General features: G+C 68.3%; 22 protein-coding genes. 8 read left to right on the top strand and 14 right to left on the bottom strand.

Features of this window, described 5'->3' with window-relative positions; genetic code table 11:
- Positions 1-95 precede the first annotated feature (95 nt).
- The 3 genes from A7B20_RS14755 to fabD all read right to left on the bottom strand — a co-directional run bounded on the left by A7B20_RS14755 (position 96) and on the right by fabD (position 2,424).
- Positions 96-329, bottom strand: coding sequence for an acyl carrier protein (locus A7B20_RS14755; RefSeq protein WP_102109349.1), 234 nt, complete (start codon positions 327-329; stop codon positions 96-98).
- A gap of 180 nt (positions 330-509) precedes the next feature.
- Positions 510-1,247 (bottom strand): 3-oxoacyl-[acyl-carrier-protein] reductase, encoded by a 738-nt coding sequence (fabG, locus tag A7B20_RS14750; RefSeq protein ID WP_102109348.1) that lies wholly within the window; start codon positions 1,245-1,247, stop codon positions 510-512.
- 247 nt (positions 1,248-1,494) lie between these two features.
- Positions 1,495-2,424 carry an ACP S-malonyltransferase gene (gene fabD / locus A7B20_RS14745; RefSeq protein WP_102109347.1) on the bottom strand — a complete coding sequence of 310 codons (930 nt, stop codon included), beginning with the start codon at positions 2,422-2,424 and terminating at the stop codon, positions 1,495-1,497.
- A 157-nt stretch (positions 2,425-2,581) separates the two neighbouring features.
- On the opposite strand from fabD, the gene A7B20_RS14740 reads away from it, so the two are divergent.
- The gene (locus A7B20_RS14740) at positions 2,582-3,778 is read left to right on the top strand and encodes a cytochrome b/b6 domain-containing protein (protein WP_102109346.1); all 1,197 of its coding nucleotides are present in this window, start codon (positions 2,582-2,584) and stop codon (positions 3,776-3,778) included.
- A 79-nt stretch (positions 3,779-3,857) separates the two neighbouring features.
- On the opposite strand, the gene A7B20_RS14735 is transcribed toward A7B20_RS14740, so the two are convergent.
- The 3 genes from A7B20_RS14735 to A7B20_RS14725 form a co-directional block, all read right to left on the bottom strand.
- Entirely contained in the window at positions 3,858-4,244 is a 387-nt protein-coding gene (locus A7B20_RS14735; protein ID WP_157937696.1) for a RidA family protein, read from the bottom strand.
- Positions 4,245-4,386: 142 nt separating this feature from the next.
- A complete protein-coding gene (locus A7B20_RS14730; RefSeq protein ID WP_102109344.1) occupies positions 4,387-4,983 on the bottom strand; it encodes a YceI family protein in 597 nt (198 codons plus the stop codon).
- Between the two features lie 327 nt (positions 4,984-5,310).
- Positions 5,311-5,922, bottom strand: coding sequence for a hypothetical protein (locus A7B20_RS14725; protein ID WP_102109343.1), 612 nt, complete (start codon positions 5,920-5,922; stop codon positions 5,311-5,313).
- Positions 5,923-6,192: 270 nt separating this feature from the next.
- Here A7B20_RS14725 and rpsF point away from each other — a divergent pair, with 270 nt between their 5' ends.
- The 4 genes from rpsF (at position 6,193) to A7B20_RS14705 (ending at position 8,126) form a co-directional block, all read left to right on the top strand.
- Complete coding sequence (gene rpsF / locus A7B20_RS14720; protein WP_102109342.1) at positions 6,193-6,555, top strand: 30S ribosomal protein S6; 363 nt, start codon at positions 6,193-6,195, stop codon at positions 6,553-6,555.
- Positions 6,556-6,575: 20 nt separating this feature from the next.
- Positions 6,576-6,803, top strand: coding sequence for a 30S ribosomal protein S18 (gene rpsR, locus A7B20_RS14715; protein ID WP_102109341.1), 228 nt, complete (start codon positions 6,576-6,578; stop codon positions 6,801-6,803).
- 12 nt (positions 6,804-6,815) lie between these two features.
- Positions 6,816-7,445 carry a 50S ribosomal protein L9 gene (gene rplI / locus A7B20_RS14710; protein ID WP_102109340.1) on the top strand — a complete coding sequence of 210 codons (630 nt, stop codon included), beginning with the start codon at positions 6,816-6,818 and terminating at the stop codon, positions 7,443-7,445.
- Between the two features lie 117 nt (positions 7,446-7,562).
- Positions 7,563-8,126 carry a DedA family protein gene (locus tag A7B20_RS14705; RefSeq protein WP_102109339.1) on the top strand — a complete coding sequence of 188 codons (564 nt, stop codon included), beginning with the start codon at positions 7,563-7,565 and terminating at the stop codon, positions 8,124-8,126.
- Between the two features lie 4 nt (positions 8,127-8,130).
- Here A7B20_RS14705 and A7B20_RS14700 read toward each other — a convergent pair whose 3' ends face one another.
- From A7B20_RS14700 to A7B20_RS14665, 8 genes are all read right to left on the bottom strand, one after another.
- Positions 8,131-9,006 carry an adenylate/guanylate cyclase domain-containing protein gene (locus A7B20_RS14700; protein ID WP_102109338.1) on the bottom strand — a complete coding sequence of 292 codons (876 nt, stop codon included), beginning with the start codon at positions 9,004-9,006 and terminating at the stop codon, positions 8,131-8,133.
- 205 nt (positions 9,007-9,211) lie between these two features.
- The gene (gene tig / locus A7B20_RS14695; RefSeq protein WP_102109378.1) at positions 9,212-10,549 is read right to left on the bottom strand and encodes a trigger factor; all 1,338 of its coding nucleotides are present in this window, start codon (positions 10,547-10,549) and stop codon (positions 9,212-9,214) included.
- 284 nt (positions 10,550-10,833) lie between these two features.
- A complete protein-coding gene (locus tag A7B20_RS14690; RefSeq protein WP_102109337.1) occupies positions 10,834-11,676 on the bottom strand; it encodes an SDR family NAD(P)-dependent oxidoreductase in 843 nt (280 codons plus the stop codon).
- 67 nt (positions 11,677-11,743) lie between these two features.
- Positions 11,744-12,499 (bottom strand): ABC transporter permease, encoded by a 756-nt coding sequence (locus tag A7B20_RS14685; RefSeq protein WP_102109336.1) that lies wholly within the window; start codon positions 12,497-12,499, stop codon positions 11,744-11,746.
- Between the two features lie 3 nt (positions 12,500-12,502).
- On the bottom strand, positions 12,503-13,294 hold the full coding sequence (locus A7B20_RS14680; RefSeq protein WP_102109335.1) for an ABC transporter ATP-binding protein: 792 nt from the start codon (positions 13,292-13,294) through the stop codon (positions 12,503-12,505).
- Positions 13,281-14,096 carry an ABC transporter permease gene (locus A7B20_RS14675; protein ID WP_102109334.1) on the bottom strand — a complete coding sequence of 272 codons (816 nt, stop codon included), beginning with the start codon at positions 14,094-14,096 and terminating at the stop codon, positions 13,281-13,283. Before A7B20_RS14675 ends, A7B20_RS14680 begins: the two co-directional genes overlap by 14 nt.
- 151 nt (positions 14,097-14,247) lie before the next feature.
- Positions 14,248-15,210: an ABC transporter substrate-binding protein gene (locus A7B20_RS14670; RefSeq protein WP_102109377.1), complete on the bottom strand. Its 963-nt coding sequence runs from the start codon at positions 15,208-15,210 to the stop codon at positions 14,248-14,250.
- A 110-nt stretch (positions 15,211-15,320) separates the two neighbouring features.
- Complete coding sequence (locus A7B20_RS14665) at positions 15,321-16,010, bottom strand: FadR/GntR family transcriptional regulator (RefSeq protein WP_102109333.1); 690 nt, start codon at positions 16,008-16,010, stop codon at positions 15,321-15,323.
- A 177-nt stretch (positions 16,011-16,187) separates the two neighbouring features.
- Between A7B20_RS14665 and A7B20_RS14660 the strand changes: the two genes are divergently transcribed.
- The 3 genes from A7B20_RS14660 (at position 16,188) to A7B20_RS14650 (ending at position 18,988) form a co-directional block, all read left to right on the top strand.
- Positions 16,188-16,874, top strand: a complete 687-nt coding sequence (locus tag A7B20_RS14660; protein WP_102109332.1) for a fumarylacetoacetate hydrolase family protein — start codon at positions 16,188-16,190, stop codon at positions 16,872-16,874.
- 3 nt (positions 16,875-16,877) lie between these two features.
- The gene (locus A7B20_RS14655) at positions 16,878-17,912 is read left to right on the top strand and encodes a substrate-binding domain-containing protein (RefSeq protein WP_102109331.1); all 1,035 of its coding nucleotides are present in this window, start codon (positions 16,878-16,880) and stop codon (positions 17,910-17,912) included.
- A gap of 83 nt (positions 17,913-17,995) precedes the next feature.
- Complete coding sequence (locus A7B20_RS14650; protein ID WP_102109330.1) at positions 17,996-18,988, top strand: Bug family tripartite tricarboxylate transporter substrate binding protein; 993 nt, start codon at positions 17,996-17,998, stop codon at positions 18,986-18,988.
- Positions 18,989-19,054 lie beyond the last annotated feature (66 nt).

Here is a 19,054-nt window from a genome sequence, read left to right as displayed (position 1 = left end):
GCGCCCCTCAACGCAGAAAGGGCGGCCCCTTCGCAAGAAGGAACCGCCCTGAACCACCCGGCCGGAGACCCGGCCCGGGGTGAATGACAGATCGCTCAGCTGGCTTCGCTGATGAACTTGACCGCATCGCCGAAGGTCTGGATCGTCTCGGCGGCGTCGTCCGGGATCTCGATGCCGAACTCTTCCTCGAACGCCATGACCAGCTCGACGGTGTCCAGGCTGTCGGCGCCGAGGTCGTCGATGAACGAGGCGTTCTCGGTCACCTTGTCCTCTTCGACGCCCAGATGCTCGACGACGATCTTTCTCACGCGATCCGCGATGTCGCTCATGTCACTTCCTCTTGTTCCTCGGGGGTGGCCCCGTTGTCGTTACGACCACTCGGGCCAGTCTGATCCCACCATATGGCAGGATGAATCGGGTTCGCCAAGCGGTCCCCCAAAATTCGTGTGCGGCCTATAGCACAACGTATAGGCAAGGCAAACGGTTTCGCCCGGAGCTTGCAATGCCGCTCAGAGCATCGCCATTCCGCCGTTCACGTGCAGTGTCGCGCCGGTCACATAGGCGGCCTCGGCGCTGGCCAGATACAGCACGGCGGCCGCGATCTCGTCCGCCTCGCCCATGCGCCCCGCCGGCACCGCCGCCAGAAGCGCGGACTTCTGCGCATCGCCCAGGGCATCGGTCATCGCCGTGGTGATGAACCCCGGCGCGACGCTGTTCACGGTGATCCCCCGGCTCGCCACCTCGGCCGCCAGCGACTTCGAGAAGCCGATCATCCCCGCCTTCGCCGCGGCATAGTTCGCCTGCCCCGGGTTGCCCGTGACCCCGACGATGGACGAGATGTTGACGATCCGCCCCCAGCGCGCCTTCATCATGCCCCGGAGCACCCCACGCGACAGCCGCATGGCCGAGCCGAGGTTCACCTCCATCACCTCGTCCCACTGCTGGTCCGTCATCCGCATCATCAGCCCGTCCCGGGTGATGCCGGCGTTGTTCACCAGGATGTCGACCGAGCCCATGGCCGCCGCCGCCGCCTTCGGCAAGGACTCCACGGCCGCGCGATCCGAAAGGTTGCAGGGCAGCACGTGGGCCCGCTCCCCGAGGTCCGCCGCCAGCGCCTCCAGCGGCGCCTCCCGCGTCCCCGACAGCCCCACCGTCGCCCCGGCACCGTGCAGCGCCCGCGCGATCGCCCCGCCAAGCCCACCCGAGGCCCCCGTCACCAGCGCCGCCTTGCCCGTCAGATCGAACATCCTGCTCTCCTCATTCCTCTTCCGCGTTCCGAAACAACCGCCCGCGCCCGGCACCGGCCTGGCCGGAACCGACCGGCCCGAAGGTCCGGGCCGCCATGACCGGCCACCCTCTTCCCTGCCGCATTAACCCTAACGCCCCGACCCCAGGCAAGGAACACCCCCGCACCCCCATCTTTGCTTTTCAAATATCCTGCAGGGGTGCGGGGATGCAAAATCCCCGCGCGGGCCGAAGGCCCGCATCGCGCGCTCAGCCCAGCCGCGCCGCCACGTCCTCGGGCGTTCCGACATTGGCCACCGAGACGTCCTTCGCGATCCGCCGGACCATCCCCGACAGCGCCTTGCCCGCGCCGATCTCCCAGATCTCGGTGACCCCGGCCCCGGCCATCGCCGCCACGCTCTCGCGCCAGCGCACCGCGCCGGTGATCTGGGCGACCAGCAGCCGCCGGATCTCCTCGGGATCGCTCACCGGCGCAGCGGTCACGTTGCTGACCACCGGCACCACCGGTGCCGCCAGCGCGACCGATCCCAGCGCCTCCGCCATCGCCTCGGCGGCGGGCGCCATCAGCGCGCAGTGGAACGGGGCCGAGACCGGCAGCAGCAGCGCCCGCTTCGCGCCCCGCCCCTTCGCCATCTCCACCGCGCGGCCCACCGCCTCGGCATGGCCCGAGATCACGACCTGCGCCGGATCGTTGTCGTTCGCCGCCGCGCAGACCTGGCCCTCGGCCGCCTCCGCCGCCAGCGCGCGCACGGCCTCCAGGTCCAGCCCGAGGATCGCCGCCATGGCGCCGACACCCACCGGCACCGCCGCCTGCATCGCCGTCCCCCGCGCCCGCAGCAGCCGTGCCGCATCGGCGACGCTCAGCGCCTTCGCCGCCGCCAGCGCGGAGTATTCGCCCAGCGAATGGCCCGCCACGAAGGCCGCGCTCTCCACCGGGATCCCCTCCGCCTCCAGCGCCGCCATCGCGGCGAGCGAGGTCGCCATCAGCGCGGGCTGCGCGTTGGCGGTCAGGGTCAGATCCTCGATCGACCCCTCCCAGATCAGCGCCGACAGCGGCTCGCCCAGCGCATCGTCCACCTCCTGGAACACGGCCCTGGCTGCCGGATAGGCCTCGGCCAGCGCCCGGCCCATGCCGACGGTCTGGGCGCCCTGGCCCGGAAATACGAATGCGCGGCTCATCTGGTCCTCCCTCGCGGCTGCCCATCGGGTCGGGCGCCCTGTTATCCGGTTCGCCCCGTCCGCGCAACGCCGCACAGGGGCCGTGCATCCCCCCCGATTGCCGACGCGGCACCGCGCCCGTACCTTTCCGGCCAGCACATTCCCCGACGAGGCTCCCATGTCCCTGCGCAACACCGCCCTGCACTACGGCACCGTCACCAAGACCTTCCACTGGCTGACGGCGCTGCTGATCTTCACCGCCATCCCCCTCGGGCTGATCGCCAGCGACCTGCCCTACGAGACGCAGGAGCAGCTGGCGAGCAAGGCCCGGCTCTTCAGCCTGCACAAGACCGTGGGCGTGGCGATCTTCGCCGTCGCCCTGCTGCGGATCCTCTGGGCGCTGTCCCAGACGAAACCCGCCCCCCTCCACCCCGAGCGGAAGGCCGAGACGCTGGCGGCCGAGACCGTGCACTGGGCGCTCTATGTCTCGCTCGTGGCGCTGCCGCTCTCGGGCTGGATCGGCCACGCCGCGTCGGAAGGCTTCGCGCCGATCCTCTGGCCGTTCGGCCAGTCCCTGCCGCTTGTGCCGAAATCCCCCGCATGGGTCGAAACCGCGGCCGGTGTGCACGAGATCTTCACCAAGATCCTCTTCGCCGCCCTCGCGCTCCACGTCCTCGGCGCGCTGAAGCACGCCGTGATCGACCGCGACGCAACGCTCGCGCGGATGCTGCCGGGCCGCCCCGATGTCGACGCGCCCGCCGCGGGCCACGCCACGGCCCTGCCCGCATTGCTCGCCACCGGCATCTACGCCGTCGGCCTCGTCCTCGCGCTGGCGACGTCCGAAGCGCCGGAGGACGCGGGTACGCCGGGACCGGCGCTTGCCCGGGGAACGGGCAGCTGGCAGGTGCAGGAGGGCAGCATCGCCATCACCGTCCGCCAGTTCGGCGGCGAGGTGAAGGGCAGCTTCGCCGACTGGAGCGCCGACATCGACTTCGCCGAAACCCCCGTGGACGGGAAGAACGGCACCGTCAGGGTCGAGGTCTCGATCCCCTCCCTCACCCTCGGCTCGGTCACGAAGGAGGCGATGGGCGAGAAGTACTTCAACGCCGAGGCCTTCCCCACCGCCGTCTACACCGCCGACATCCTGTCCGACGGCGAGGGCTACAAGGCCGAAGGCACCCTGACGCTGAAGGGCAACGAGGCGCCGGTGATCCTGCCCTTCACCCTTGCGATCCACGGCGACACAGCGACGATGAGCGGCGCCACCACGCTCGACCGCCGCGACTACGACATCGGCGAGGGGCAGACCGACGAGGGCACTCTCGGCTTCCCCGTCGCCCTCGACGTCGCCCTGACCGCTCAGCGCAGCGAATAACCCCCGAAATCCCATCCGGGCTGTTCCGCCCGGCGCGATCCTCCGGATGCCAAGAAGGCCGTCCCCGTCCGGGGGCGGCCTATTCCGTCTTCGCCGCCTGCACCGCGATCTCGACCTTCCAGGCCGGGTTCGCCAGCCCGCAGATCAGCATGGTGGATCCGGCGACATGGCCGCCGAGCATCCGGTCGCGGATCCCCCGGAAGACCGGCACGCCGTCGTGCGAGGTCAGGATCACCAGCGAATCCACGATGTCTTCCGGTCCCATCCCCGCCGCCTCCAGCACCGCAAAGACATTGCGCCAGGCCAGCTCGATCTGCTCTTCCCAGCCCTCGGGCAGCGATCCGTCCGCCGCCACGCCCACCTGCCCCGACACGTGCAGCCAGCGCGCGCCAGCAGGCACCTCGACACCCTGCGCATAGCGCGAGAACGGCGCGGGCGCGCCCGTCGTCCTGATTTCCCGGTTCATCGCATCCTCCCTGTCCCGAGTGTCCGGGCCAGTGGGCCGCTGCACGGGGCCGAATGCAAGGGCCGCAACGGAAAAGCGCCGCCGGGGGACCGGCGGCGCTGCACTCGTGACTCGAATGGCACTCGTAACGAAAGGGGGAGGCTTACTCGGCCATGGCCTCGATCGACAGTTCGACCTGCACCTCGTCGCTGACATAGGGGGCGAACATGCCGAGGTTGTAGTCGCTGCGCACCAGCGTCGTGGTGGCCTTGAACCCGGCGGCGGGCTTGCCCTCGAACGGCGGCAGCGGGTACTCGCCCGTCTGGGTCAGGTTCGCGTCCAGCACGACCGATTTCGTCACGCCGTTCAGCGTCAGGTCGCCGGTGATCTTCGCGGTGTCCTCGCCCGTCACCTCGATACCGGTGGATTCGAACGTCACCTCGGGAAACTCGCCGAGTTTGAAGAAGTCGCCCGACTGCAGGAAGTGCTGGCTGCGCGGGTCCCAGCCGGTGATCATCGACTCGGCCGGGAAGCTGACCTTGACGGAGGAGTTCGCCGGATCCTCCTGGTCGAACATGATCTCGCCCTCGAAGCCCGAGAACATGCCGGTGGACGTCGAATAGCCGAGGTGTTCGTAGGTGAACACGATCTGGCTGTGCCCGGGGTCGAGCGTGTACTTGACCGGCTCGGCGGCGGCGGCGCCGATGCCCGCGCCAAGCAGGGCGGTGGAGAGAAGAAGGGCGGAAAGGCTGCGTTTCATGGTCTGGTCTCCGGTTCTGGGGATCGTTCTGCCCCAGCGATATGCCGTTTGCGCCGCAGCGCCTCAATTCCGGGTCGGCCAACACCGCCCGTTCGGCAACGCACAGAACCGGCGATCCGGAGTGCAGCAATGCGCCGCCCCGCCGCGGCGGCACCGGCCGCGGCGGCCGCGTGCCTTTCGGGCAAACGCAGGCGCGGGTTGCGCGGGCGGAGCCTCCGGCGGGGATATTTGGGAAGCAAAGATGGAGGACCTGCGCCATGGCCGCTGACGCGGCGCGAGGTCGGATCGTCGCGGGAGGAAGGAGGGTCCGAAGCGCCGCCGCGGCGCTCAGGCGGGCTGCAGTCCGTCCGCCCCGCCCCGGCGGGAGCGGCGCGGCGGCATGCGCGGGGGCGTCATCCGCGCCTTGGTGAGGTCGGCGCTCATCCTGCGGTGCACCTCCTCCAGCGCGGCCTCGGTGCTGATGCCCAGCAGCACCGGCGCCTCCTCGTCGTGCAGCCGCATGTACAGCGCCGAGCCCGTCGGCTCCTCGCGGTTGCGGCGGATGAACAGGCTTTCGATCTCGTCGAAGGCGACCGCCAGCAGGAACCGCTCGGAGCCGTCGCTTCCACGCATGACCTGACGCACCTCGCGGTGGATCAGGTCCACCCGCACCTCGTGCTGCGCCCGCGCGCGGGCGCGCAGCAGAAGCCAGGCACCGGGCCCGAGCAGCAGGGCGCTCAGCAGCAGCTTCATCGTCAGCAGTTCGCCGTCCCGGTGCGCCCCCGGCGCGAACCACAAGGCCAGCATCGCCACCGCGGCCAGCGTGCCCGTGAACCGCATCAGCTTTTCCTTCAGCACGACGGTCTGCAGCGCGCCCTGCCCCTGGGTCAGGACATAGCCGCTGTAGACCTCGTAGAGGGACAGCGTGCGGGCGTCGGCTTCGGTCTTGCGCTTGGGCATGGTGGTCCGCTCCTTCTGCGGCGCCACTCCCCGCGAGCGCGCCGGTCCCTTCCTCACACGAGCGTTACCGGCCGATCGTGACCGCATTGGGGCGTTCCGCGGTCATTTCGGGGCTGGCGGCGCCCCCGGCAGGGCTTGCATCGCGGCGCCGTCCCCGCTAAGCACCCGCATCCTTCCGCACGTCGTTTGAACTGCGCAGCCTCTCGTGACCGGAGGCGGAAGGGCAACCTTCCGGTCTTTGAAGTGCGCTTGACCAGAATCGGAGCACGCATGCCGCTTTACGAGCATGTCTTCATCTCCCGCCAGGACCTGAGCAACACCCAGGCCGAGGGATTGATCGAACACTTCAGCACCATCCTCGCGGACAACGGCGGCAAGGTCGTCGAGAACGAGTACTGGGGCGTGAAGACCATGGCCTACAAGATCAACAAGAACCGCAAGGGCCACTATGCCTACCTGCGCACCGACGCCCCCGCGCCGGCCGTCCAGGAGATGGAGCGCCTGATGCGCCTGCACGACGACGTGATGCGCGTCCTCACCATCAAGGTGGACGAGCACGAGGAGGGCCCCTCGGCCCAGATGCAGAAGCGCGACGAGCGTGAAGGCCGCGGCGACCGCCGCGAGCGCCGTTGATCAGGAAAGGACGCTAAACCATGGCAACGAAACCGTTTTTCCGCCGCCGCAAGGTCTGCCCCTTCTCCGGCGACAATGCACCCAAGATCGACTACAAGGACACGCGCCTGCTGCAGCGCTATGTCTCCGAGCGCGGCAAGATCGTGCCCTCGCGCATCACCGCCGTCTCGGCCAAGAAGCAGCGCGAACTGGCCCGCGCCATCAAGCGCGCCCGCTTCCTCGCCCTGCTGCCCTACGCCGTGAACTGAGGAGCCTGACCGATGCAAGTCATTCTACTGGAACGCGTGGCCAAGCTGGGCCAGATGGGCGAGGTCGTGTCCGTCAAGGAAGGCTACGCCCGCAACTACCTGCTGCCGCAGAAGAAGGCGCTCTGGGCCTCCCCCGCCAACATCAAGGCGTTCGAGGGCCAGAAGGCCCAGCTCGAGGCGCGCAACCTCGAGACCAAGAAGGAAGCCGAATCGCTGGCCGCCAAGCTGGACGGTGAGCAGTTCGTCGTGATCCGCTCGGCCTCCGATTCGGGCGCGCTCTACGGCTCCGTCACCACCCGTGACGCCGCCGAGGCCGCGTCCGAGGCGGGCTTCTCGCTCGACCGCAAGCAGGTCGCGCTGAACGCCCCGATCAAGGAGCTCGGGATCCACACCGTCACCGTGACCCTACACCCCGAGGTCGAGGCGACGATCAAGCTGAACGTCGCCCGCTCGCCCGAGGAGGCCGAGCTTCAGGCGGCCGGCAAGTCGATCCAGGAACTGGCCGCGGAAGAGGAAGCCGCCGCCGAGTTCGAGATCCAGGAGCTGTTCGACGACATCGGCGGCGCCGCGATGGACGACTACTCGGGCGACCAGCCCGAGCAGCCCCGCGTGGAAGACCGCGAGGACGACGGCCGCGCCTGATCCGCGCACCGGACCCGAACATGACAGGGGCCGCTCCGCACCGGGGCGGCCCTTCGCTTTTCAAACGCCCGCCGTGGTTCTAGTCTCCTCCCATCACCCTTGCCGCACGGAACCGCCATGACCATCGACACACTGGTGTCCGACTACGGCCTTGCTGCCATCTTCTTCGGCTGTTTCCTCGAAGGCGAGACGGTGGCGATCACCGGCGGCGTCATGGCCCACAAGCACCTGCTGGTGCACTGGCAGGTCACCGCCGTCGCCGCCTGTGCCGCCGAACTGGCCGACAGCACCGTCTTCCTGCTCGCTCGCCGCTACCGCGACCTCTCCTTCGTGCGCCGCACCCTCGCAAGGCCCACCGCGCAGCGTCTGATCGCGCGGGTCGACCGCCGCCCGGCGCCCTATGCCTTCGCCACGCGGTTCATCCCCGGCCTGCGGATCGCGGGGCCCATGATGCTGGCCCAGTCCCGCCTCGGAACACCTGCCTACCTCGCGATCGCCCTCTGTGCCGCCACCCTCTGGTCGGCGATCTTCACCTCGCTCGGCGTGGTCGTGGGCGGGCTCCTGCGGCTCCTCGGCGCGCCCCACCGGGCCGAGCACATCCTGGTCGGGGCCGCGGCGATCCTCGTCCTGGTGCTGCTCTGGCACTGGCACGCCTGGCGCAGGCGGCGCGGCGCGTCCTGATCCGCTAGCGCGCGCCGATCCCGCCGATCGAGAAATCGATGACGTTCTCGCTTGCGCCGTGCCCCGCCCGGCCCAGCAGGATCGAACCGCGGCCCGACAGCAGCGTCGTGCGCCGGTGCACGGTCAGCTCCTGGCCGTCCGCCAGCCGCACCACCGAGCCGGCCGAGCTGTGGTCGGTGAACTCGAGCTGGCCGCTGCGGATCGTCAGCGCGCCGTGGCTGCGCGACACGCTGGGGGCGTTCACGACGATGTCGCACTGCGCCGCCCGGCCCAGCCGCAGCACCTCCCCCTCCTCCAGGTACCAGTGCCGCGCGCCCGCGCTGAACGCCGCGAAGACCGCCGCCTGCTTCGTCGCCGCCCTGGTCGAGCCGAAGACTTCGGTCACCTCGCCGAAGCTCTGCACCGAGCAGGAATAGACCCGCGTCGGCGCCTCGATCCCCCGAAGCGGCAGGGCGCCGATATCGACGAAACGCGCCTGTTCCTCGGGTGCGAGATCGCCGTGGCAGGTCTCGCCCATCAGGATCTCGCCGGGCTTCGCCAGGACGGACAGGCGCGCGGCCGTGTTCACCGCGCTGCCGTAGATGTCGTTCTCGTGGCTCAGGATCTCGCCGAAGCAGAGGCCCGCATGGATCGACAGTCCCCCGGCCCAGGGTTCGTTGATCATCGCCCAGGCCGCACCGAACCCGGACGAGGCGGACGGAAAGAAGCTCAGGATGTCGTCGCCCCGCGCCTTCACGCAGTGCCCGCCCGCCGCCTCGATCAGCTCGCGCATCCGCTCCAGCACCGAATCGACCGCCGCCAGCGCCTCTGCGCCATCGCGGTTCTCGAACAGTTCGGTCGAGCCGGTGACGTCGGAAACGAGTACGCAAGCCAGGGACATGGCAGAAAAGACCTTCGGAGCAAGATGAAATCTGGCGGCGGAGAAAATTGCCGCGGAACCGCAGGGACACACTGCGCGGACCCTAGCCCCAATCGCGCGCCCGAGGCAACCGGACCCGGCCGCGCCCGCCGCGCGCCGAGCATAAAAAAGACCGGGTGCAACGGGGCACCCGGTCCTCGATCGTCCTGGCGGCGTGGGGCGGCCTTCAGGCCTCCTCGTTCTCCAGCGCCTCGACGGCGGCCTCCAGCTCGGCCTTGCTCACCGGCTTCTCGGTGACTTCGGCCAGTTCGAAGATATAGTCGACGACCTTGTCCTCGAAGATCGGCGCCTGCAGCTGCTGGCGCATCTGCGCGTTCTGCTGCACGAACTCGAAGAACTGCCGCTCCTGGCCCGGATACTGGCGCGCCTGGTTCATCACCGCCTGGGTCATCTCGGCGTCGGTGACGCTGATCTCGTTCTTGCGGCCCAGCTCGGCCAGCAGCAGGCCCAGGCGCACCCGGCGCTCGGCCAGCTTGTTGTGCTCCTCGGTCGGCTCGATCTCGGGGTGATCGTGGCCGTGGTGGTCGGGGTTGTCCTCGTGCCACAGCTGGTGGGCGATCTGGTTCGCCTCGGCCGCGACGAGCGAGGGCGGCAGGTCGAAGGTCACCTTCTCGTCCAGCTGGTCCAGAAGCTTGCGCTTCATCACCGCCCGCGCCGCACCGGCGTACTCGGCGGCCAGACGCTCGCGGATCTGGCCCTTCAGCGACTCGAGATCCTCGGCACCGAAGCCCTTCGCCAGGTCGTCGTCGATCTTCGCGTCGACCGGCTTCTTCACTTCCTTCACCGTCACGGCGAAGGAGGCATCCTTGCCCTTCAGGTTCGGCGCCTGGTAATCCTCGGGGAAGGAGACCTTCACCTCGACCTCGTCACCGGCCTTGGCGCCGACCAGCTGATCCTCGAAACCCGGGATGAACGACTTCGAGCCCAGCACCAGCGGATAGTCCTCGGCCGCGCCGCCCTCGAACAGCTCGCCGTCGATCGAGCCCTTGAAGTCGATCACCACCTGGTCGCCGTCCTTCGCCTTCGATCCGGCCTTCTTCGGCTCGAACGACTTGCGCGAGGCGGCAAGGTTCTTCAGGGCCTCGTCAACGGCCTCCTCGTCGGGCGTCACCACCATCTTCTCGAGGCTCAGTTCCTTGGCGTCGAGGTCCGGGATCTCGGGCAGCGCCTCGTAGGACATGGCGACCTCGATGTCGTCGCCTTCCTTCCAGTTCTCATTGGTCATCTTGACCTCGGGCTGCATCGCCGGGCGGTCGCCGCTGTCCTCGAAGTGCTTGGACATCGCGCCGTCGACCGTCTCCTGCATCGCCTCGCCCAGGAGCCGCGCGCCGAACTGCTTCTTCAGGAGCGCCATCGGCACCTTGCCCTTGCGGAAGCCCTTCATCTGCACCTCGGGCTGCGCCTCGGCCAGCTTCTCGTTCACTTTCGCATCCAGCTCGGAAGCCGGGACGGTGATCTGATAGGCGCGCTTCAGGCCTTCGTTCAGGGTTTCGGTGACCTGCATCATGTCCTCACGGTTCAACGGTGGCCTGCCCCGGGGGGCGGCATGAAATCAGCCGTCCTTCTAGGAGGGGGCCGTCTCCAGTGCAAGCCGAAAGCGGCGGGTTCCGGGGAAGGGCGGCGGGTCTTTTCGCAAAGCCGCCACCTCATAGCGTTCCGCTGCGTACAAAGGGCTGCCCCCGGCCGCGGGCGAGGGAGAAGCCCCCGCCCAGGGGGGCGGTCGGGGGCTGCCCGGGTTGACACCCGGGCGGGACATCTCGGCGGGTGTTCATCCACTGAGGCGCGGGTCTACGCCTTCAACCACTCCTTGAACGCCGCATCGTAATCCCCGTGCCAGCGCGACAGCGGCACCCGGTTCTCGGTGATGTCCTGCGCCGCCCAGAGGATGCGCTTCTCGTCCGTCGCCCGGTCCACGTCGTTGTCCGGGCACAGGATGTAGAAGTCCCCCAGCTCGATCCGGTTGAACAGGAACTCGACCGTCTGCTCGGGCGTCCAGGCGCCGCTCGGCTTCTCCTCGCGCCCGTTCGCCGTAAGGGGAGTGTAGACGAAGCCCGGGATGAACAGCTTCGCCTCGACCTGGCAGCCCTCGGTGTTCCTCAGCTCGTGCTGCAACGCCTCGGTGAAGGTCTTCACCCCCGACTTCGACACGTTGTAGGCGGGATCGCCCGGCGGCGTCGTGATCCCCTGCTTCGAGCCGGTGTTGACGATCAGCCCCGGCTTGCCCTCGGCAATCATGTCGGGCGCGAAGATCTGCGAGCCCATGATGATGCCCCACATGTTCACGTCGATGATCCGCCGCCAGTTCCTCTCCCGGTCGAAGATCGAGCTGCCGGGCTGGATGCCCGCGTTGTTCATCAGCACCGACACCGGCCCGAGGTCGCGCCAGACCTGCGCCTTCAGCGCCTCCAGCTCCTCGGCCTTCGACACGTCGCAGGGCACCGCCAGCGCGTCGCCGTCCGCTGCACCCTCCAGCACCAGCGCCTCGCGCGCCGCCTCCAGCGCATCGCCCGGCAGGTCGGCGATGGCCACCTTCAGCCCCCGAACCGCGAGGTGCTTCGCCGCGGCAAGGCCGATCCCCGAGGCGCCCCCGGTCACCACCGCCACGTTGCCGCCGATGATCGCGTGATCCATGGATCTTCTCCTTCGTTGTCCGTCGAAGGAAAGACCTAGCGCGCCATCGGTTCCCCCGACACCCCCCTCAGCGCGAGGCCGCGTAATAGGCCACCCGCCGCTCCAGCGCCGCGAGAAGCTCGGACACCGCGAAGGCCATGGCGAAAAGCACCAGCAGCACCGCCCAGAAATGCGCCATCAGGAAGTTCGCCGAGTAGAGCTCGAACAGCGCCCCGAACCCGACGATGGAAATCAGCAGCTGCCCGATGATCACCCCCTTCACCGCCCGGATCACCCCGATCCTGACGCCGCCGAGGATTTCCGGAAGGGCCGCCCAGAAATAGATCTTCACGAAGGCGTCCATCGGCGTCGCGCCGAAACTGCGCGCCATCTCGACCAGCGAGCGGTTGATCTGCATCACCCCGGCGCGGGCGTTCAGGATGATGATCCAGATCGCGAACAGGGTCGTGGTGATGATGATCGCCTGCATCCCGAAGCCGAACAGCACCATCAGCACCGGCACCAGCGCCGTCAGCGGCGCCGACAGGAACATGTTGACCCAGGGCAGCAGCAACTCGTCCAGCAGCCGCGACTTCCCCATCAGGATGCCCACCGGAATCCCGATCACGATGGCGAAGAACACGCCCGCGAAGAACGCCACCGCCGTCTCCTGCAGGGCCTTCACGAAGGCCGGCGTGCCGATCACGTTGAACAGCGTCACGCAGACCTCGGAAAACGGCGGCACGAAGAAGGTCAGCCCCGACCGTCCGACGATCTCCCAAAGAAGCGCCCAGAGCAGCAGCGACGACATCCCCGGCAGGCGGTATTTCCCCAGCACCAGCATCGCCTACTCCACGTAGCTGCGAAGCGACGACCAGATGTCGTCGACGATGTCGAGGTACTCGGGATCGCGCCGGATGTTGTCCACGTCCTTGTCGCGGAACCCCTGGGGCCGGATGATCTGCGACACCCGGCTCGGCCGCGGCAGCAGGATCGCGATCTGGTCGGAGACGTAGACCGCCTCCTCGATCGAGTGCGTGACGAAGATGAAGGTCTTGTTCTCCGTCTTCACTAGGTTCAGCAGGTCCTCCTGGAACTTCCGCCGCGTCTGCTCGTCCACGGCCGAGAACGGCTCGTCCATCAGCAGGACGTCCGCATCCACCGACAGCGCCCGCGCCAGCCCCACCCGCTGCCGCATCCCGCCCGACAGCTCGTGGGGATAGGCCCTCTCGAACCCCTTCAGCCCGACATGGGCGATGTACTTCTCGGCAATCGCCTCGCGCTCCGACTGCGCCACGCCGCGCAGCTCCAGCCCGAAGGCGACGTTCCGCATCACGCTCGCCCAGGGGAGCAGCGCGAAGTCCTGGAACACGAAGGCCCGGTCCGGCCCCGGCCCCGTCACCGCCCGCCCGTTCACCAGCACCTCGCCCGAGGTCGGCTCCAGAAGCCCCGCGATGATCTTCAGCAGCGTCGTCTTCCCGCAGCCCGAGGGGCCCAGGAGCGAGGTCAGCTCGCCCCGCGGAAAGGACAGCGTCATGTTCTTCAGCGCCTCGACGGCCCCGTAGCTCTTGGTGATCCGCTTCACCGTCACCGCGTCGTCCACGGTGTCGGGGGTGAAGGCGCGTTCAGTCTGAGGCATAACCACGGACGTTTCCTCCGAATAGACCGGTCTCGATGCGCTCCAGGAGATTCAGGAACAGCACGGCCAGCAGGATGATGGAAAAGATCGCCGCATACATGCTGGCGTAATCGGCGACGGAGCGGGAGAAGGTGATGATGTCCCCGACCCCCGTGGGCGTGATCTTCAGCTCGGCGAGGATCGCCCCGATGAACCCGGCCGAGATGCCAAGGCGCAGCCCCGAGAAGATGACGGGCGAAGCGGCGGGCAGCACGATCTTCAGGATCACGTCTCGATCGGTCGCAAGGAAGGCGCGGCCCATCTCCTTCAGATTCGCGGGCGTGTTCCTGACCGCCCCGGCAGTGTTCAGCACGATCACGGGCATCGCCATGATGCAGACGACGAAGACCTTCGAGGTCAGCCCGATCCCGTAGGCCATGACCAGCAGCGGGATCAGCGCGGCGAGCGGCGCCGCCTGCATGACGACGAAGATCGGCGAGAACAGCCAGTCGAAGGTCTTCGACAGCCCGATCCAGAGCCCGAGCGCGATCCCCAGCACCGCCGAGATCGCCACGCCGACGACCAGAGGTTTCAGCGTCTCGGCATAGGCGGCGAAGAGCGTGCCGTCGAGCGTCATGCGAAGAAGCGCCGACATCGACTCGATGAACGTCGGAAAGGCATAGCTGACCGGGATGCGCCCCGCGATCTCCCAGGCGCCGAAGACCAGCACCCCCGACAGAAGCTTCAGCAGCAGCGGCCGGTGAGATCCGACCAGATCCTGCCAGGGCGACCGCCCCTCGGCCCCGTCCCGCATCACGCTCATCGCACGCCCCCCCGTTCCGTCCTGCCGGAAGCATTCGAGGGCAGTCTACCGACCCTCCGCCCCGCCGGCGTCGCCGCGCTACTGCGGAAAGCGGAGGGGCAAAGCCCCTCCGCGCCTCCCCCCGCGGGGGAAAGATGTCGCGCCGGAAGGCTCACTGCGCCGCCTTGTCGAGCGGGGCGAGGTACCAGAAATCCTCGATGTTCAGCTCGGCCGGATCGCCGTCGAGCTGCCCCGCCGCGGTGTACCACTCCATGTCCGCCTGCGCGGCCTTCCGCCCGCCGCCGTTCGGATCGTAAAGCCCGCCCTCGACCGCGTCGGTGTAGAACTGGTCGAGGTTGCCCAGGATCTCGGGCGGCAGCTGGCCGATGGGCCCGTTCGGATCGGTCTCCTTCGAAATGATCGTCGGATCCTTGCTCATGTCCTGCCAGACCGAGACCAGCGCGCCGACGAAGATGTCGACCTCCTCCTCGTGGCTCTTGATCCAGTCGAGGTTGGCGAAGAGCGCCTCGTCGCTCGCGTCCACCTCGAACATCGGCAGCACGTTGAACTTGTCGCCCGCCTGCTTCATCAGCTTGTTCTTGTTCGACAGGTCCACGATCGTCGCATCGGTCTGCCCCGCCATCAGCGCCACGATCCGGTTCGACGAGCCGGGAACATAGGAGCGCTGGCCGAACTTGATGCCCACCTTCTCCTCGATCACGTTGGCGATGGAATCGGTGCCGCCGCCGCGCGAGTGCAGCATGATCGGCTCGCCGTCCAGATCCTCGAGCTTCTCGTATTTCTGCGAGGTGACGGGGAAGAACTTGAGCTTGCTCAGCTGGAACACGATCCGAAGCGGCGCCTTCGAGCGCTGCATCGCCGCGTAGGGCGTGCCGAAGCCGATGTCCATCTGGCCCGACAGGATCGCCTGGATCGCCAGTTCCTCGTCCGAGAACGCGGTCCACTCGTAGTCGAGCCCCTTCGCCTTGGCCCGGTCCAGCGCCACGAAGAAGGCGGCCAGCTCGTCCGAGGGCGTCTCGGCCAGGGCAATGCGGATCTTCTCGGCGCTTGCGGCCGAGACCATCAGGCTCAGCGCCAGCGGAGCGGCGGCGACCGCGGCTCCGATACGGCTCATCAGGGTTTTCATGTGACTCCTCCCAAAGACATAAAACCGGTTGTCGTTATCCCGCCGGGACGGCGGTCTTGCTGCCGCCCTGCCCCGGCTCCCTGCTCGTCCCCCGCCTGTCAGACCTCTCCGAACAGCCGTGCGGACACGGAATTGATGTGCTGGCGCATGGCGTCGTAGGCCGCGTTCGGGTCGCGCGCCGCGATGGCCGCGGCGATCCGTTCGTGCTCCAGGAAAGACGAATGCTCCCGCGGCGGGCGCACGGTGTCGCGCACCACGGTGCTGAGCGCCACCGCCCGACGCACCTGGTCGAGCTGCTCGAACAGGTGGATCAGCAGCGCGTTGTCCGTCGCGTCCGCCACCGCACGGTGGAACAGCCCGTCCTGGGTGCCGTATTCCTCCCAGTTCGGCGCCGCGACGGCGCGGTCCTTGGCCAGGCGCAGCGCGATCACCGCGTCGCGCGAGGCGTTGATCGCCGCCTCCCGCGCGATGGCGGGCTCGATGCAGAGGCGGGCGCGCACCATGCGGATCGGCGTGATCTGCTGCGCGATCCCGCCCAGCACCCCGATCCCGCCCTCGCCCGGCCCGGCCACGAAGGTGCCCCTGCCGACGTGGCGCCAGATCGCGCCCTCCCGCTCCAGCGCGTCCAGCGCCTTCCTGAGCGTGGCGCGGCTGATCCCGAGGCTCACGATCAGCTCGCGCTCGGCCGGCAGCCGGTCGCCCTCGCCATAGCCTCCCTCGGCGATGAAGGCCCGCAGGAGGGCCACCGCATCGCCCTTCTCGGCCGGTTCGAGTTGCGTGACAGACATCGTGCCCCCGTTCGCACCGCGCCGATTGGTTGACCAATTCCGCGCCCTCACCGGATCATTGGACGATCAATCGCCAAAATCAAGCGATTTCAGAAAAATCTGCGTCGTCGTACAAAATTGGTTGCGATTGGTCCGAATCGCGGTACTGTCCGGGAAAACACCGGAGCCGGAGGACCAATGCCCGAGTTTGTGATCGAAACGCCGCCCACGGTGGCGCTTCCCGTTGCCGGGGAAACCGCGAAGTTTCCCGTGCGCCGGATCTACTGCATCGGCCGCAACTACGCCGCCCACGCCGTCGAGATGGGCCACGACCCGGACCGCGAGCCGCCGTTCTTCTTCCAGAAGAACCCCGACAACCTCGATCCCTCGGGCGAATTCCCCTACCCGCCGAAGACCTCGGACGTGCACCACGAGGCGGAGATCGCCGTGATGCTGAAATCCGGCGGCACCAATATCCCGCTCGAATCGGCCCTCGATCATGTCTACGGCTACGCGCTGTCGCTCGACATGACCCGCCGCGACCTCCAGGGCGAGGCGAAGAAGCTGGGCCGCCCCTGGGAGATCGGCAAGGCGTTCGAGCGTTCGGCCCCCGTCGGCCCGATCCACCCGGCCTCGAAGATCGGCCACCCGAGCGAGGGCGCCATCACCCTCACCGTCAACGGCGAGAAGAAGCAGGAGGGCGACCTGAACCAGATGATCTGGAAGGTGCCCGAGATGATCTCCTACCTCTCCGAATACTTCGAACTCGCGCCCGGCGACGTCATCATGTCCGGCACCCCCGCGGGGGTCGGGCCGGTCGGCAAGGGCGACGTGATGGAGATCAGCGTCGAGGGGCTCGGGTCGATGACGGTGAAGGTGATCTGAGCCATGGATGCGGTCGCGAGCCCCGATGTGACAGGACCGGACCGGGGCACCGCCCTGTCCCTGACCTTCGCGACCTGGGATCACGACCGCACCATGGCGCTGCACGAGGGCCGCGTGAAGGTTCCGGGGCTGGAGCTGCGAAGCGTGCTCCAGCCCACCTCGAAGCTCTTCCCCCTCGCCGTCTCCACCGCGCCCTACGACATCACCGAGATGTCGATCAGCAGCTACATCCTGCAATGCGCGCGGGGCATCGGCGACTATGTCGCGATCCCCGCCTTCGTCTCCCGCGCCTTCCGCCACTCGGGCTTCTTCGCCCGGCAGGGGGCGGGCATCCAGAGCCCCCGGGACTTCAAGGGCAAGCGCATCGGCGTGCCCGAATACCAGATGACCGCGGCCCTCTGGATGCGCGGCATCCTCGCCGACGACTACGGCGTGGCGGCCGAGGACATCCACTGGCGCACCGGCGCGCTCGACGAGGGCATCCGCCGCGAGCGCCTGGAACTCGCCCTTCCGCCCGGCATGACGGTCGAGCCGATCGAGGACGGCGAGACGCTGGAGCAGCTCCTGCTGGCGGGCAAGATCGACGGCCTTCTCGCCCCGAAGCCGCCGAAGGCGTTCCTGAACGGCGACACCCGCCTCGTCCGCCTCTTTCCCGATTTCGAAACCACCGAGCAGGGCTATCACCGCCGCACCGGCTTCTTCCCGATCATGCACCTGATCGGCCTGCGCCGCAGCCTGGCCGAAGAACATCCCTGGCTTGCCGAAGCGCTCTATCACGCGCTGGTCGAATCCCGCGACCTCGCCCTGAAGCGGCTTCGCGACACATGGCTCGGCAATGCCAACCGGCTGTCCCTGCCCTGGCTCAACGCCTCGATGGAGCGCACGCTCGCGCACCTCGGCCCCGATTTCTGGTCCTACGGCTTCACCGCCAACCGTGCCGAACTGGCCGCCGTCTGCCGCTACTCGGTGCAGCAGCACCTCGCGCCGTCCCTCGTCGAACCCGAGAGCCTGTTTCCGCCCGCCCTCCTGGCGACCTGAGATCCAGGCCCCCGGTCCCGCGCAGACCGGAGGGCAGAAAGAACAAGCGCGACCCAGACCTGACAATCCGGAGGAGACCGACCATGAAGACTTCGCTGAACCGCCGCCGCTTCCTGCAGGCGGGCGCCGCATCGGGGCTCGTGCTTGCCACGCCCGGCATCGTCCGCGCCGCGACCTTCCCCGAGCGGAACATCAACGTCATCATCCCGACCGCCGAAGGCGGCGGCGCCGACCGCAACTTCCGCGCCTTCACCAGCGTCTGGAAGGAGAAGCTCGGGACCGAGTTCGAACCGGGCTACTATCCCGGCGCCTCGGGCCGCGTCGGATACGAGGTCTACATGGGCAAGTCCGAGCCGGACTGCTACAACCTGATCTTCGGCAACATGGGCCCCGAAGTCCTGAACTGGGCGATGCAGGAGCCGTCCTTCGCCATCGACGACTATTTCTACTTCGGCCGGGTGGACACCGACCCCTGCTGCCTCTTCGTCGGTGCCGAAAGCCCGCTCCAGTCGATGGAAGACATCGTCAACGCCTCGAAGGAGAGAAAGCTGACCGTCGGCACCTCGCGCATGGCGCACCCGGCCTCCATCGGCATCCTCGCGCTCGGCGAGAAGCTCGGGATCGAGTTCAACCTGATCCCGCTCCAGGGCGGAAAGGGGACCATCGCGGGCGCCGTGACGGGCGAGGTCGATTTCTCCGTCCTCACCTCCGGCTCGGTCATCGCCGCGGGCGACTCGGTCAAGACCCTGCTCGTCTTCGGCAAGAACCGCGTGGGCGAGGCGCTGGACAACGCGCCTGACATCAACGACGCCTACGACATGACGCTGCCCGAGATGCTCTCGGCCCGCGCCTTCGCGATCCACAGGAAGGCGGCCGAGGATCACCCGGACCGCTACGAGGTCCTGACCTCGACCTTCAAGGAGACCTTCGAGGATCCCGCGCTGCTGAAGGCCTACGTCGCCGAAAGCGGCACGCCCGAATACCTGAACTACGGCGGCGCCGAGGAATGTGCCGAGTTCATGGCCGCGATGCTGGAGCTTGGCGCCCGCTACAAGCCGCTGCTCAGCGGCGCCTGAGGGCGCACCCAGCGACAGGCACCGGCGCGCGGGGAGGCGCGCCGGGCCGCACCATCACCAGAACCC

The organism is Oceaniglobus roseus (genome assembly GCF_002869745.1).
Lineage (GTDB): Bacteria > Pseudomonadota > Alphaproteobacteria > Rhodobacterales > Rhodobacteraceae > Oceaniglobus > Oceaniglobus roseus.
Note: the sequence above shows the minus strand (reverse complement) of the source record. Positions and strands in the feature narration are given on the sequence as shown.